The organism is Sinomonas albida, from assembly GCF_004919045.1.
Classification (GTDB): Bacteria; Actinomycetota; Actinomycetes; order Actinomycetales; family Micrococcaceae; genus Sinomonas; species Sinomonas albida.
The window spans coordinates 304,754-318,864 of the sequence record NZ_SWDW01000001.1 but is presented as its reverse complement, the minus strand read 5'-3'; the positions used below and the strand labels follow the sequence as shown (position 1 = coordinate 318,864).

The window sequence follows — 14,111 nt, the reverse complement described above, 5'->3', positions numbered from 1 at the left end:
GCGTGGTACGCAACTCCTTCATCGTGACGCTCTCCTGCCCGGACCGCCCGGGGATCGTGCACGCCGTCTCCGGCGCCCTGCTCGAGGCCGGCTGCAATATCGCCGAGTCACGCCAGTACGAGAGCCCGGAGACCGGCACGTTCTTCATGCGCGTGACCGTCGAGACTGCCGCGTCGCGCGCCGAGCTCGAGGCCTCGCTCGGGCCCGTGGGGCTGGCGTTCGACATGAAACTGGGCCTCTACACCAACGGAGAGCCGGTCCGCACGCTCATCATGTGCTCGAAGGACGGCCGCACCCTCAACGACCTCCTGTTCCAGCAGCGCACAGGCACCCTCCCCATCCAGGTGCCGGTCGTGGTGTCGAACCACACCGAGCTCGCGCCGATGGCCGAGTTCTACGGCGTGCCCTTCGTGCACCTGCCCGTGACGAAGGCGACCAAAGAGGAGGCCGAGGCGAAGCTGCTCGCGCTCGTCGAGGAGCACGACATCGAGCTCGTGGTCCTGGCCCGCTACATGCAGATCCTCTCCGACGATCTCTGCCGTGCCCTCGAGGGGCGCGCGATCAACATCCACCACTCGTTCCTGCCCTCGTTCAAGGGTGCCAAGCCCTACCACCAGGCGCATGCGCGCGGCGTCAAGATCATCGGGGCCACGGCACACTACGTCACGGCCGATCTCGACGAGGGCCCCATCATCGAGCAGGAGGTCATCAGGGTGGACCACTCGAAGACCCCCGAGCAGTTCGTGCAGCTGGGCCGCGACGTCGAGGGCCGGACCCTGTGCCGCGCCGTGCAGTGGCATGCCGAGCACCGGGTGCTGCTCGACGGGACCCGGACGGTGGTCTTCGGCTGACCTGAACCTCAGTCCCCTGCGGCGGCGGCCCTAGAGGGCGGCGACCGCCTTGCGGTGGGCCCGCGCGAGGTCGACGTAGTGGGTCGCGTTGCGGTGGACGCCCTGGACCTCCTCGTCGGTGAGTTCACGGCGGACCTTCGCGGGCACCCCGGCCACGAGCGAGCGCGGCGGCACGACCGTGCCTTCGAGCACGACGGCGCCCGCGGCCACGAGCGAGCCCGACCCGATCACGGCGCCGTTCATGATGGTGGCGCTCATGCCCACGAGCACGTTGTCCTCGACCGTGCAGCCGTGCACCACGGCGTTGTGCCCGATGGAAACCCCTGAACCGACCGTGCAGGGGAACCCCTCGTCGGCGTGGAGGACCACGTTGTCCTGCAGATTCGTGCCCGCCCCGACCGTGATCGTGGCCGTGTCCGCGCGGACTGACACGCCATAGAACGCGCTCGACCTCTCGGCCAGGTGCGCGTCCCCGATGATGCTCGCGGTCGGCGCGACGAACGCGCTCGGATGGATGTCGGGGCTCTTGCCCCCAAAGCCGATGACTGGTGCCATGCGCCCAGACTAGTGCCCCGCTCGAGCCCGAATATTCATGCAAACAGTGCAGAATAAATTGGAAGATTGCGTTTACTTCTTGACGACAAGCGTGCCCGCCGCCATGCTTTGTCGCATGGCCTCCACCCTGCGATCGCCGACGGGCTCCCCCGACAACCCCGGCTCTCAATCCGCCCTCCGTCGGCTGAACGAGCAGCGCATCGTCGAGACCCTCATGACCGGGCCCGCAACGCAGGCCGAACTGTCACGGAGCACGGGGCTCTCCCCCGCGACGGTCTCGAACATCGTCAAAGTCCTGCACGAGGCGTCCATCGTCGCGACTGAACCGACCACGAGCTCCGGCCGCCGCGCCCTGAGCGTGAGGCTCAACAGCAACAGCGCCATCGCCGTGGGGATCGACTTCGGGCGACGCCATCTGAGGGTGGTCCTGTCCAACCTCGCGTACGACGTGCTCGCCGAGGACACGGTCTCCCTGCCGCTCGGGCACGGGGCCGACGTCGGCATCGCGGCCGCGGTCGACGTCCTCGACTCGCTCATCGAGGACACGGGAATCGACCGGCGGGACATCGTGGGCGCCGGGGCGGGAATCCCCGGTCCGATCGACCACCGCACGGGCCTCGTGGCGCAGGGGGCCATCCTGCCGGAATGGGTCGGCTTCAACCTTCTCAGCCACCTCGAAGAGGCACTTCAGCTCCCCGTCTTCGTGGACAACGACGCGAATCTCGGCGCCCTCAGCGAGGTCACGTGGGGTCCGCACGGCGGCGTCTCGAACCTCGTCTTCGTCAAGATCGGTTCTGGCATCGGTGCGGGCCTGATCCTCAACGGGCAGCCGTTCTACGGGCACGTCGGTGTGACGGGCGAGATCGGCCACGCGACGATCGTCGAGCACGGCCAGGTGTGCCGGTGCGGCAATCGCGGGTGCCTCGAAACCGTCGCCTCGACGACCACGATGGTCGAGCTCCTGAGCCGCGGCAAGGAGCCCATCACCCCGGACGACATCGTTCGGATGGCGCTCGCCCGCGACCCTGCGACCTTGAGGGTCATCGACGACGCGGGCGTCGCCGTCGGCCGTGCCCTAGGCAACGTCGCCAACCTCATCAACCCCGAAGTGATCGTGCTCGGCGGTCCGCTCACCGAGGTGGGCGACCTGCTTCTGGAGCCCGTGCGGAGGGGGCTCGTGCGCCACGCGGTGCCGCTCATCGGACAGACGACGACGCTCAGGATGTCCGCGCTCGGCGCCCGCGCCGAGGTCCTCGGAGCGGCCGCGCTCGTGTTCCAGCACGCGGACATCTCCCACCATCCGTGAGTGAGCAATCACAACGATTGCGTTAAAGCCTTGACGGCAACAGCTCGCTGACTGTTTACTCATCTGGCAGACGGCCCCGCCTAGCGGAGGGCCGGACAACGAAGTTCGACCAGGAGGCGAAGGCACATGGCAGACCAGCCTGTGATCCTGCAGATGCAATCCATCACCAAGGAGTTCCCGGGCGTCAAGGCGCTCTCGAACGTGAGCCTCAGCGTCAAGGCCGGGGAGATCCATGCGATCTGCGGCGAGAACGGCGCTGGCAAGTCGACGCTCATGAAGGTGCTCTCCGGCGTCTACCCCCACGGCAGCTACTCTGGCGACATCGTCTACCAGGGCGAGATCCAGGAGTTCAAGGACATCCGCGCGAGCGAGCACGCGGGCATCGTGATCATCCATCAGGAGCTCGCACTCATCCCCGAGCTCTCCATCATGGAGAACATCTTCCTCGGCAATGAGCCCGCCAAGCGCGGGGTCATCGACTGGAAGGAGGCCCGGCGCAGGTCCATCGACCTCATGGCGCGCGTGGGCCTCTCCGAGGACCCCGACACCCCCGTCAAGGACATCGGCGTGGGCAAGCAGCAGCTCGTCGAGATCGCCAAGGCCCTCAACAAGTCGGTCCGCCTGCTCATCCTGGACGAGCCCACGGCCGCGCTCAACGAGTCGGACTCGCAGCACCTCCTAGACCTCATCCGTGGGCTCAAGGGCCGCGGGATCACGTCGATCATCATTTCCCACAAGCTCAACGAGATCGAGCAGATCGCCGACTCGATCACGATCATCCGCGACGGCAAGTCGATCGAGACGCTCGACGTCAAGGCCGACGGCGTGGACGAGGACCGGATCATCAAGGGCATGGTCGGCCGCGCGCTCGAGTCCCGCTTCCCGGACCACACGCCGAAGATCGGCGAGGTGCTCTTCGAGGCGAGGAACTGGACCGTGCAGCACCCCACGGTCCCTGACCGCCTGGTCTGCAAGCACTCCGACTTCTTCGTCCGCAAGGGCGAGATCGTCGGCTTCGCGGGCCTCATGGGCGCGGGGCGCACCGAGCTCGCGCGATCGATCTTCGGCCACTCGTACGGCAAGTTCCTCGAAGGCCAGACGTTCATGCACGGCCGCGAGGTCAAGATGCACACGGTCCCGCAGGCGATCGATGCCGGCCTCGGCTACGTGACCGAGGACCGCAAGACGCTGGGCCTCAACCTCCTCGACGACATCAAGTCGACCACCGTCGCGGCCGCGCTCAAGAAGATCACGAAGGGCCTCGTGGTCGACATGAACCGCGAGTACCAGGTCGCCGAGGAGTACCGCCGCTCGCTCCGCACGAAGGCCCCGAACGTCGACGAAGGCGTCTCGAAGCTCTCCGGCGGAAACCAGCAGAAGGTCGTGCTGGCCAAGTGGATGTTCACGGACCCCGAACTCCTCATCCTCGACGAGCCGACGCGCGGCATCGACGTCGGCGCGAAGTACGAGATCTACGGCATCATCCAGCGCCTGGCCAGCCAGGGCAAGGGCGTGATCGTGATCTCCTCCGAACTCCCGGAGCTCCTGGGCCTCTCCGATCGCATCTACACGATCTTCGAAGGTGCGATCACGGGCGTCCTCGACAAGGACGAAGCCACCCAGGAGAACCTCATGAAGCTCATGACCCAAGCCCGCAAGAACGCCGCGGCCTGAAGCCGCAGGAGAGCCAAGGAATAACCATGGACGCCCTCAAGAAGCTATTCGGCGGAAACACCCGCCAATTCGGCATGATCTTCGCCCTCGTGGCCCTGATCGTCCTGTTCCAGATCCTGACCGGGGGGCTCACGCTCACCCCGGACAACGTCATCAACCTGTTCAACGGCAACTCCTACATCCTGATCCTCGCCATCGGCATGGTCCTCGTGATCATCGCGGGCCACATCGACCTCTCGGTCGGCTCGGTCGCCGCCTCGGTGGGCATCATCGTGGCGATCACGATGCGCGACTGGCACCTGCCGTCCGGGGTCGGGATCCTGCTGGGCCTCATCATCGGCGCGGTCATCGGCGTGTGGCAGGGCTTCTGGGTCGCGTACGTGGGGATCCCCGCGTTCATCGTGACGCTCGCCGGCATGCTCCTGTTCCGCGGCCTCAACCAGTTCATCGGCCAGTCGAACACCGTCCCGGTCCCCAAGGACTTCACGTACATCGGCGCGGGCTACCTCCCCGAGATCGGCCCTGACACGGGCTACAACAACCTCACGCTCCTGCTGGGCCTCATCGGCGCGGCCGCCGTCGTGTACTTCCAGCTTCGGGCGCGCCGCGAGGCGAAGGCCCTCGGCGCCGAGGTCCCCGACCAGTGGGTCACCGTCACGCGGCTCGTGCTCATCGTCGCCGCGATCCTGTACGCGACGTACCTCTTCGCCACGGGCCGCCCGGGCACCTCGTTCCCGATCCCGGGCATCATCCTCGGCGTCCTCGTGCTCATCTACGGCTTCGTCTCCTCCAAGACGATCATCGGCCGCCACATCTACGCCGTGGGCGGCAACCGCCACGCAGCCGAGCTCTCCGGCGTCCAGTCCAAGAAGGTCAACTTCCTGGTCATGATGAACATGGCCGTCCTCGCGGCGCTCGCAGGCATGGTCTTCGTGGGCCGCTCGACCGCGTCCGGCCCGTTCGACGGCACAGGCTGGGAGCTCGACGCCATCGCGGCCGTGTTCATCGGCGGCGCGGCCGTCACGGGCGGCGTCGGCACGGTGATCGGCTCGATCGTCGGTGGTCTCGTCATGGCCGTCCTCAACAACGGCCTGCAGCTCCTGGGCGTCGGCGCCGACCTCACCCAGATGATCAAGGGCATCGTGCTCCTGCTCGCCGTCGCGTTCGACGTCTACAGCAAGATCCAGGGCCGCCCGTCAATCGTCGGCCTCCTCATGCGCGGGATCGGAGGGAACGGCGGCAACGGCAACCGTGGCGTGCCCGCCCAGCCCGACGAAACGACCAAGACGACCGAGGTCCTCGCGCGGGAGTCCTGATCTCCGCCCCCCTGATTTCCCCACCCGGAAAAACCCAAAAGAAAGCGAAACACCATGCGAATGATTGGAAAAGCAGGAAAGGTGGCTGCCGTCGCTGCCATCGCAGCGCTGGCGCTGTCCGCCTGTGGTCGCTCGGATAGCTCCAGCAGCGCGAGCGGCGGCACGAGCGGGTTCGCCCAGAACTCGCTGATCGGCGTCGCGCTCCCGCAGAAGACTTCGGAGAACTGGGTCCTCGCCGAGGGCCTGTTCAACGACGGCCTCAAGAACGCGGGCTTCAAGGCGGATGTCGAGTTCGCCAATGGCGGCGTCTCCGATCAGCAGAACCAGATCTCGTCCATGGTCACCAAGGGCGCCAAGGTCATCGTGGTGGGCGCCATCGACGGCTCCCAGCTCGGCACCCAGCTCAAGCAGGCCAAGGATGCCGGCGCGACCGTCATCGCGTACGACCGCCTCGTCAAGAACACGGACGCCGTGGACTACTACGTGGCGTACGACAACTTCAAGGTCGGTGTCCTCCAGGGCCAGGCGCTCCTGGACGGCATGAAGGCCAAGAAGCCGACCGGCCCGTACAACGTCGAGCTGTTCGCCGGCTCCCCCGACGATGCCAACGCGAAGGTCTTCTGGGACGGCGCGATGAGCATCCTCCAGCCGAAGATCGACGACGGCACGCTCAAGGTCGTCTCGGGCCAGAAGTCGTTCGACCAGGCCGTGACCCAGGGCTGGAAGGCTGAGAACGCCCAGAAGCGCATGGACACGCTCCTCGCTGCGAGCTACAACAGCACGACGCTCGACGGCGTCCTCTCGCCGAACGACACGCTCGCCCGTGCGATCATCACGTCCGTCAAGGGCGCTGGCAAGCCGGTCCCGGTCGTCACCGGCCAGGACTCCGAGGTCGAGTCTGTGAAGTCGATCATGGCGGGTGAGCAGTACTCCACGATCAACAAGGACACCCGCAACCTCGTGTCCCAGGCGATCGACATGGTCAAGAAGCTCCAGGCTGGCCAGAAGCCCGACGTCAACGATGACAAGTCGTACAACAACGGCAACAAGGTGGTCCCCGCCTACCTCCTGCCGCCGGTCATCGTCACGAAGGCCAACGCCAAGGACGCTTACGCCAACGACCCGACGCTGAGCAAGCTCACGCAGTAGCACAGCAGGCGTCGCCTCGGCGACCCATAGCACGGCGGCCGTCCCCTCGCAGGGGGCGGCCGCCGTCGTTCGTGGCGCGCTCCGCTCCGCTTCTCGTCCGACCTGCATGGAAGGATGGGTGTATGACCCGTCACATCCAGCACTCGTGGCTCTCGCTCCAGGACAACGCCGACCCCCTAGCCCCGACCGGCCAGACCGTGCGCTGGGGCGTCGTCGCGCCGGGCAGCATCGCCCGGACGGTGGTGCGGGACCTCGCGATGCTGCCCGACGCCGCGCTCCACGCCGTGAGCTCCCGCAGCGCCGAGCGGGCCGCGGACTTCGCGCGCGAGTTCGGGTTCGCGCGCCACTACGCGGACGACGGCGGGGTCCCCGGCTTCGTGAGGCTGGGGCAGGATCCCGACGTGGACGTCGTGTACGTCGCGACGCCCCATGCCCAGCACTACGAGGTCACGAAAGCCCTCCTCCAGGCCGGCAAGCACGTTCTCGTCGAGAAGGCCATCACGATCAACGCGCACGAGGCCCAGGAACTCGTGGACCTTGCGAAGGCGCAGGGCGTGTTCCTCATGGAGGCCGTGTGGTCGCGCTTCCTGCCGTCGATGCAGCGCGCGTTCGAGATCGCCGAATCGGGCGAGCTCGGCACCGTCCAGTGGGTCTCCGCCGACCTCGGATTCCCTGCGCCGAAGGATCTGACCCAGCGCATCTGGGCCGTCGGGGCGGGCGGCGGCGCGCTCCTCGACCTCACCGTGTACCCGCTCCTATGGGCGCTCGGGACGCTCGGGTTCCCCGATTCGCTCACGGCCCTCGGCTCGCTCAACGGAGAGGGCGTGGACGAACAGAACGTCCTCGCGCTCGGCTACAGCGGCGGCCAGCTGGCCACGCTCACGTCATCCCTCGTGGCCCACGGGCCGCGGGCGGCGACGGTCGCAGGCTCGGAGGGTGTCCTCACGACGACGGGGAGCATCAACAACCCGAAGGAGATCGTGGTGCGTCGCGGCTGGGACCCGCCCCGGACGGAACGCTTCGAGCCCGTGGGCCGGGGGTATGTGTACGAACTCCGCGAGGTGGTCCGGTGCGTGCAGCAGGGCGTCGTGGAGAGCCCCACGATGCCGTGGGAGCACTCGCTCAACACCATGCGGCTCTTCGACGGCGTGCGCCGGCAGCTCGGGATCCGCTACCCGAACGACGAGCGGATCTCGCGCTGATCCTTGTAAATTCGATGGCCTTTTTTCTCTCCGTGGTCTAGCGAAGCCGTTCGCCCAGTCCTACGATGAGGGCGTTGCGTGCTACCGATCCCTTCAATCTGGGGAGGTGGGGACATGCGGTTGGCACTTGTGACGCGATTGCAGGCCCTCACCGCCGTGCGCTGTGCGGTCGGTGCGGCTGGCCTCGGAATCGGGTGGCTCCTGCTCTCGGGCGGCGCCGCGTCCGCCTCGGACAATCTTCTCGGAGCCCCGGTCCCTGCCCCGGTCTCGGCAGTGGCCGCGCCGGTCACGGCGCCGGTCGCGGCAGTGGCCGCGCCGGTCACGGCGGTCACCGCCCCGGTCACGAACCGCGCGGGCGCCGTGAGCGCCGCGGCGGCAGCGCCTCTGGCCGCCGTCGCCGGACCAGCCGCGAGCGCACTCCCGGTCCTGCCCGAAGTGCAGCGCACCGCAGGCGCAGCGGTCCAGCAGACGACGGCGGCGCTCGCCCAGGCGGTCGAGGCCGCCCCGGCGGTCGCGGACCCCGTTCTGACAGGCCCCCTTTCGCCCCTCGTGCCGGTCGTCGGCTCGACGGCTGCGGGAACGGGCCAGACCGTTCAAGGCATTGGGGACACCGTGGGCACGGCCGTGGCCGCCCCGGTCCCCGAGACGGTCGCGCAGCTTCCCACCACGGTGGCTCAGCTTCCCACCACGGTCGCCCAGGTTCCCGCAGGCATCGCAGATCCCCCGCCGGGCGCTGCCCCGCCCGCGGCCGGCGACCTCAGCGCCCCCGGCATTCCGGCGGTCGACGCGCCTGCCTCAGCCCTCGACGGGGCCCCGTCTGCGGACGGTGTTAGCCCTGCCACGCCCGGGGTCGTGGGCCTGGCACAGCGCTGGCCTGATCTCGCGACGCTGGCGGCAACGGGCTGGGGTGCACGCGGAGCGGGCTCGCCCCGCGCGCCCCTTGCGCCGACCGGGGACCCGTCAGCCACGCCCCCGCCGACCCCTTGGGATGGCGGTGCGGGAAGCGGCGGGTCATCGGGCCTCGCGGGTGGCTCCGGCGGTCCCGCGGCACTCTTCCTCGGCTTCTTCCTCGCTCCCCTGCTCCCGGTCTCGCGCCGGGCCGGGGTTTTGAGCGACCGCGCGCCTTCATCCCCGGCCTTCGATCCCGGCTCCACTCCCGACTGAACAGCGGACGAGTCTGCCCTCGGGCGGACACGGGTCCCTGCGCGCTTTAGCGCGCCCACTGTCCAGTCAGGAGATTTCTCATGCATACCCTTGCACGCCGAGTCTTGCTCGGCGCAGTAGTCGCCGGAGGCCTCATGGGCCTCGGCGAAGCGGCCGCCTTGGCCGACAGTTCAACCATCACGACTACCCCGGTGGCGAACGTCACCGTCCCGGCGACCGTCCAATCCTCCTCAGGATCGACGGCGCTGCTCTCGAGCACGTCGCTGTTCGCGCCCGTGTCCGGCGCCCTCGGGGGAAGCCCCGCGCCGTCGGCCCCGGTCGTCATGCCCGCTGTGCAGGCGGCGCCGGCCCCCGCGTCGGCACCAACGGCCTCGGCACCCGCCGTCGCCGCCCCTGCAGTGGGAGTGCCCGTGGTCGCGGCGCCTGTTGTTGCAGCGCCTGCTGCTGCAACGCCTGTTGTCGCAGCGCCCGTGTTGAGCACGTCGACGACTTCGTCCACCGCCGCGCCCGCGACCACGGCCGGCATCCCGTCTGGGTCGGCCGCGTCTCTTCCGAGCCTGGCGCTTCCGGTCCTCGAGGACAGTGACTCCCCGGCCTCGCAGCAGGCGGTGGCGGTTCCGTCCGCGACGGTACCCGCGGTGTCCGTGCCGAATGTGGTCGATCCGGACGAGTCGACGCCCGCGGCGACAACATCCTCGGCCACGACCCCTGCGGCCACGGTCGCCGTACCCGAGCTCGCCGTTCCCGAGCCAGCCGTCCCGGCAGTCGGGACCCCGAGCACCGGCCTCGCGCCGCTCACGGTCAGCACGTCGCCGTCGGCCACTCTTGCCGCACCGACCATGACGACTGGCACCCTCGTCGGCTCGACCAACCCGGCCGCAGTCGTCGAGGCTCCGGCCACGGTGTCGACAGGATCCGGCAGCACTCCGAGCCCGTCTGTGACGGCCTCTCCCGCGCTGATCCTCGGCGCCCCCACGACGGGCACATCGGGCACGACCTCGCTGCTCCCGGGCACATCGGGCACGACCTCGCTGCTCCCGGGCACATCGGGCACGACCTCGCTGCTCCCGGGCACATCGGGCACGACCTCGCTGCTCCCGGGCACATCGGGCACGACCTCGCTGCTCCCGGGCACATCGGGCACGACCTCGCTGCTCCCGGGCGCTCCCAACGTCCCCGTGACGCTCTCGCTCGGGTCGTCCTCGGGCAACCCGCAGAGCGGGACGGTCGCCTCGGCGACGGCTCCCGTGCCGGCTTCCGCGGTCGCAACGCTCGGTCTCCCGGGCGCGGGCTCTGCCCCGGCCACCGGAGCGACGGCCCTGCTCAACCCGGCGGGTACCGGCACAGGAACGGGATCGAGCCAGAGCGGCAGCTCCGGCGCCCTCTCGCTCACGCCTTCTGCGGCGACCCCCGCACCGGGCGTCCTTGATGTCACGCCCGGCATTGGCCTCCAGTTCGCGCTAGGCGGCTTCGGCGCGGGCACGAGTTCAACCGGCACGACCGGCACGACGGCGGGCACCGGCTCCACCGTGGGCACCGGCTCGACCGGCTCGACCGGCTCGACAGGCACCACCGGCACGACCACGGGCACCGGCACCACCGTGGGCACCGGCTCGACCGGCGCCACCGGCACGACCTCGGGCACCGGCACGGTCGCGGCGTCGACCGGGACCGGCGAGCAGTCGACGGGAAACTCGTTCGGTAGCGGTACCGGCGTCTCCGCGGCTCCCGCGGTCAGTGCCTCGATCGGCCTGCCGGGCAGCACCACGCTCGGCGCAACCGGCGAAACCGGGACTGCCAGCGGCAATTCAGGCGGCACTGGTACGACCAGCGCCGCGAACGGAGCAGCCGCCGCGAGCGGCTCGACGGGAACGTCGGGCGCCAACGGGGCGGCGGGAACCGGGTCCTTTCCGCAGCTGTGCGCGGGGCTGAGCTCGTTCGTGAGCAACGCCTCGGGCATCACGGTTGAGGCCGCGCTGCTCCTGGCCCTGTCCGCACTGCTTCTCGGCATCGGGCTCGGGCTGGCGGCGTTCGCCGTCGCCTCCCGGCGTCTTCCGGCCGTAGCGACGGCCTGAGGCCGACCATCGTCGATGAGACCAGACAAGGACACCGACATGAGCAGCATCGGCAACTGGCCCGACCCCGTATAGAGAACCCCCTGAAAAGTGGGGGCCGCTGGTCTGGCGCGGCGCTGGGGGCCGCGCCAGACCATGCGGAAACCGTCCGCGAGCCCTCGCGACGTCCCCCACGGCTCCCGCAGAGACGCCCGGTGAGGTCAGCTCCCCAGGGCAGAGCTGACTGGTCTCGGCCGGGCATCTCAGACGGGAACCGGGCGCTCGGCCCCAGGAGGGCCGACCGCCCGGTACCGCACCTCCGCGGTGCGGGTCGCCCGGTCGGCCGCGGGCTGCGGCCCACCAACTCCCTGCTCCGATGCGCACGACGGCGCAACGCGCCGATTGCCTCCCGGCGAGACGCCAAACGTGCGCAGCAGGAGCCTGCGGTGGCGGTGGGGCCCGCAGGACGCGGCCACCGGCGCGGCGATCACGCCGGCGGCGCTGTGACTGCTTGCGGCGCAGCGACTACTTGCGGAGCGCGTCGACGATGCCGTTGAGCGTCGCCGAGGGACGCATCACCGCATAGGTCTTTGCCTCGTCGGGGTGGTAGTAGCCCCCGATCTCCACGGAGTGGCCCTGGACACCCAGGAGCTCACCCACGATCGTCTCCTCTTGGGAGGCCAGCTCCTCGGCAACGGACGCGAACGCAGCGGCCAGATCGGCGTCGTCGGTCTGCTCGGCGAGCTCCTTGGCCCAGTACTGGGTCAGGAAGTAGTGGCTGCCGCGGTTGTCGATCGTGCCGAGCCGGCGGCCCGGGGACTTGTTCTCGAGCAGGAAGGTGCCCGTGGCGCGGTCAAGCGTGTCCGCGAGGACCTGTGCGCGCGAGTTGCCCGTCGTGGTCGCCAAGTGCTCGAAGCTCACCGCGAGGGCGAGGAATTCGCCGAGGCTGTCCCAGCGGAGGTAGTCCTCCTCGAGAAGCTGCTGGACGTGCTTCGGCGCGGAGCCGCCGGCACCGGTCTCGAAGAGGCCGCCGCCGTTGATGAGCGGCACCACGGAGAGCATCTTGGCGCTCGTGCCGAGCTCGAGGATCGGGAACAGGTCCGTGAGGTAGTCGCGGAGCACGTTGCCCGTCACCGAGATCGTGTCCTCGCCGCGGCGGATGCGCTCGAGCGAGAAGGCCGTGGCCTCGGCCGGAGCCATGATCTCGATCTGGAGGCCCTCGGTGTCATGGTCCTTGAGGTATTCGCGGACCAGGGCGATGAGGTTGCGGTCGTGCGCGCGAGTCTCGTCGAGCCAGAACACGGCCGGGGTCTTCGAGGCGCGGGCGCGCGTCACGGCCAGCTTGACCCAGTCGCGGATCGGCACGTCCTTGGTCTGGCAGGCGCGCCAGATGTCGCCCTGCTGGACCTCGTGCTCGATGAGCACGTTGCCGGCGCTGTCGACCACCTGCACGCGGCCCGCCGCGGGGATCTCGAACGTCTTGTCGTGGCTGCCGTACTCCTCGGCGGCCTGCGCCATGAGGCCCACGTTCGGCACGGTGCCCATCGTCGTCGGGTCGAAAGCGCCGTTCGCGCGGCAGTCGTCGATGACGACCTGGTAGACGCCCGCGTAGGAGGAGTCCGGGAGGACCGCGAGGGTGTCGTGCTCCTGGCCGTCCGGGCCCCACATGTGGCCGCCGAGGCGGATCATCGCGGGCATCGAGGCATCCACGATGATGTCCGACGGGACGTGGAGGTTCGTGATGCCCTTGTCCGAGTTCACCATCGCGATGTCGGGGCCGTCGGCGAGGCCCTTCGCGACGGCGGCCTTGACGCCCTCGCGGACGTCCTCAGGAAGCTCGTCGAGCCCGTTGAGGATCGAGGCGAGGCCGTTGTTCGGGCTCAGGCCCGCGGCGGCGAGCTGCTTGCCGTAGGTGCCGAAGAGCTCGGAGAAGTAAGCCTTGACCACGTGGCCGAAGACGATCGGGTCCGAGACCTTCATCATCGTCGCCTTGAGGTGGGCCGAGAACAGCACGCCCTCCGCCTTGGCCCGCGCGACCTGCGCGGCGAGGAACTCGTCGAGGGCCGCGGCGCTCATGAACGTGGCGTCCACGACCTCGCCCGCGAGGACCTTGAGGCCCTTCTTGAGGTCCTTGACGCTGCCGTCCTCGAGTACGAGCTGGATCGTGAGCGTGTCGTCGGCCGGGAGGACCACGGACTTCTCGTTGTGGCGGAAATCATTCGCAGCCATGGTCGCGACGTTCGTCTTCGAGGCCGGGGACCACGCGCCCATCGAGTGCGGGTTCTTGCGGGCGTAGTTCTTGACCGAGAGCGGCGCGCGGCGGTCGGAGTTGCCCTCGCGCAGCACGGGGTTGACGGCCGAGCCCTTGATCTTGTCGTAGCGCGAACGGATGTCCGTCTCCTCGTCGGAGGCGGGGTTGTCCGGATAGTCCGGAACGGCGAAGCCCTGGGACTGGAGCTCGGCGATCGCGGCCTTGAGCTGCGGGATCGACGCGCTGATGTTGGGAAGCTTGATGATGTTCGCCTCGGGCTTCTTCGCGAGCTCACCGAGCTCTGCGAGCGCGTCCGAGATGCGCTGGTCCTCCGCGAGGTAGTCGCCGAACGTGGCGATGATGCGGCCCGAGAGGGAGATGTCGCGCGTCTGCACGTCCACGCCCGCGGTCGACGCGAACGCCTGGATGATCGGGAGGAACGAGTGGGTCGCCAGCATCGGCGCCTCGTCCGTGTGCGTATAGATGATGGTGGCCATGGGTGGCGCCTCCCTGGAGCTGATGCAGGCCGCGGCGCCGGTGTGCGCGGTTCAGCGCTCGCCGCAGTTTGCGTGGATGCTGCTATGTCAAC

Annotated in this window: 10 protein-coding genes; 8 read left to right on the top strand and 2 right to left on the bottom strand. The window is 69.1% G+C overall.

The window, feature by feature from the left end; translation table 11 throughout:
- Positions 1 to 2 precede the first annotated feature (2 nt).
- On the top strand, positions 3 to 851 hold the full coding sequence (gene purU / locus E6A26_RS01395) for a formyltetrahydrofolate deformylase (RefSeq protein WP_136609387.1): 849 nt from the start codon (positions 3 to 5) through the stop codon (positions 849 to 851).
- A gap of 30 nt (positions 852 to 881) precedes the next feature.
- On the opposite strand, the gene E6A26_RS01390 is transcribed toward purU, so the two are convergent.
- Positions 882 to 1,406 (bottom strand): gamma carbonic anhydrase family protein, encoded by a 525-nt coding sequence (locus tag E6A26_RS01390; protein ID WP_136609386.1) that lies wholly within the window; start codon positions 1,404 to 1,406, stop codon positions 882 to 884.
- 115 nt (positions 1,407 to 1,521) lie between these two features.
- Here E6A26_RS01390 and E6A26_RS01385 point away from each other — a divergent pair, with 115 nt between their 5' ends.
- The 7 genes from E6A26_RS01385 (at position 1,522) to E6A26_RS01355 (ending at position 11,292) form a co-directional block, all read left to right on the top strand.
- Positions 1,522 to 2,712: an ROK family transcriptional regulator gene (locus E6A26_RS01385; RefSeq protein ID WP_136609385.1), complete on the top strand. Its 1,191-nt coding sequence runs from the start codon at positions 1,522 to 1,524 to the stop codon at positions 2,710 to 2,712.
- A gap of 126 nt (positions 2,713 to 2,838) precedes the next feature.
- The gene (gene mmsA, locus E6A26_RS01380; RefSeq protein WP_136609384.1) at positions 2,839 to 4,386 is read left to right on the top strand and encodes a multiple monosaccharide ABC transporter ATP-binding protein; all 1,548 of its coding nucleotides are present in this window, start codon (positions 2,839 to 2,841) and stop codon (positions 4,384 to 4,386) included.
- Between the two features lie 26 nt (positions 4,387 to 4,412).
- The gene (gene mmsB / locus E6A26_RS01375) at positions 4,413 to 5,702 is read left to right on the top strand and encodes a multiple monosaccharide ABC transporter permease (protein ID WP_136609383.1); all 1,290 of its coding nucleotides are present in this window, start codon (positions 4,413 to 4,415) and stop codon (positions 5,700 to 5,702) included.
- Between the two features lie 54 nt (positions 5,703 to 5,756).
- On the top strand, positions 5,757 to 6,851 hold the full coding sequence (locus E6A26_RS01370) for a substrate-binding domain-containing protein (RefSeq protein WP_136609382.1): 1,095 nt from the start codon (positions 5,757 to 5,759) through the stop codon (positions 6,849 to 6,851).
- Between the two features lie 122 nt (positions 6,852 to 6,973).
- The gene (locus E6A26_RS01365) at positions 6,974 to 8,053 is read left to right on the top strand and encodes a Gfo/Idh/MocA family protein (RefSeq protein ID WP_136609381.1); all 1,080 of its coding nucleotides are present in this window, start codon (positions 6,974 to 6,976) and stop codon (positions 8,051 to 8,053) included.
- Between the two features lie 114 nt (positions 8,054 to 8,167).
- On the top strand, positions 8,168 to 9,217 hold the full coding sequence (locus E6A26_RS01360) for a hypothetical protein (RefSeq protein WP_136609380.1): 1,050 nt from the start codon (positions 8,168 to 8,170) through the stop codon (positions 9,215 to 9,217).
- Between the two features lie 80 nt (positions 9,218 to 9,297).
- Positions 9,298 to 11,292, top strand: a complete 1,995-nt coding sequence (locus E6A26_RS01355; RefSeq protein ID WP_136609379.1) for a hypothetical protein — start codon at positions 9,298 to 9,300, stop codon at positions 11,290 to 11,292.
- 504 nt (positions 11,293 to 11,796) lie between these two features.
- Here E6A26_RS01355 and E6A26_RS01350 read toward each other — a convergent pair.
- The gene (locus tag E6A26_RS01350; RefSeq protein WP_136609378.1) at positions 11,797 to 14,019 is read right to left on the bottom strand and encodes an NADP-dependent isocitrate dehydrogenase; all 2,223 of its coding nucleotides are present in this window, start codon (positions 14,017 to 14,019) and stop codon (positions 11,797 to 11,799) included.
- Positions 14,020 to 14,111 lie beyond the last annotated feature (92 nt).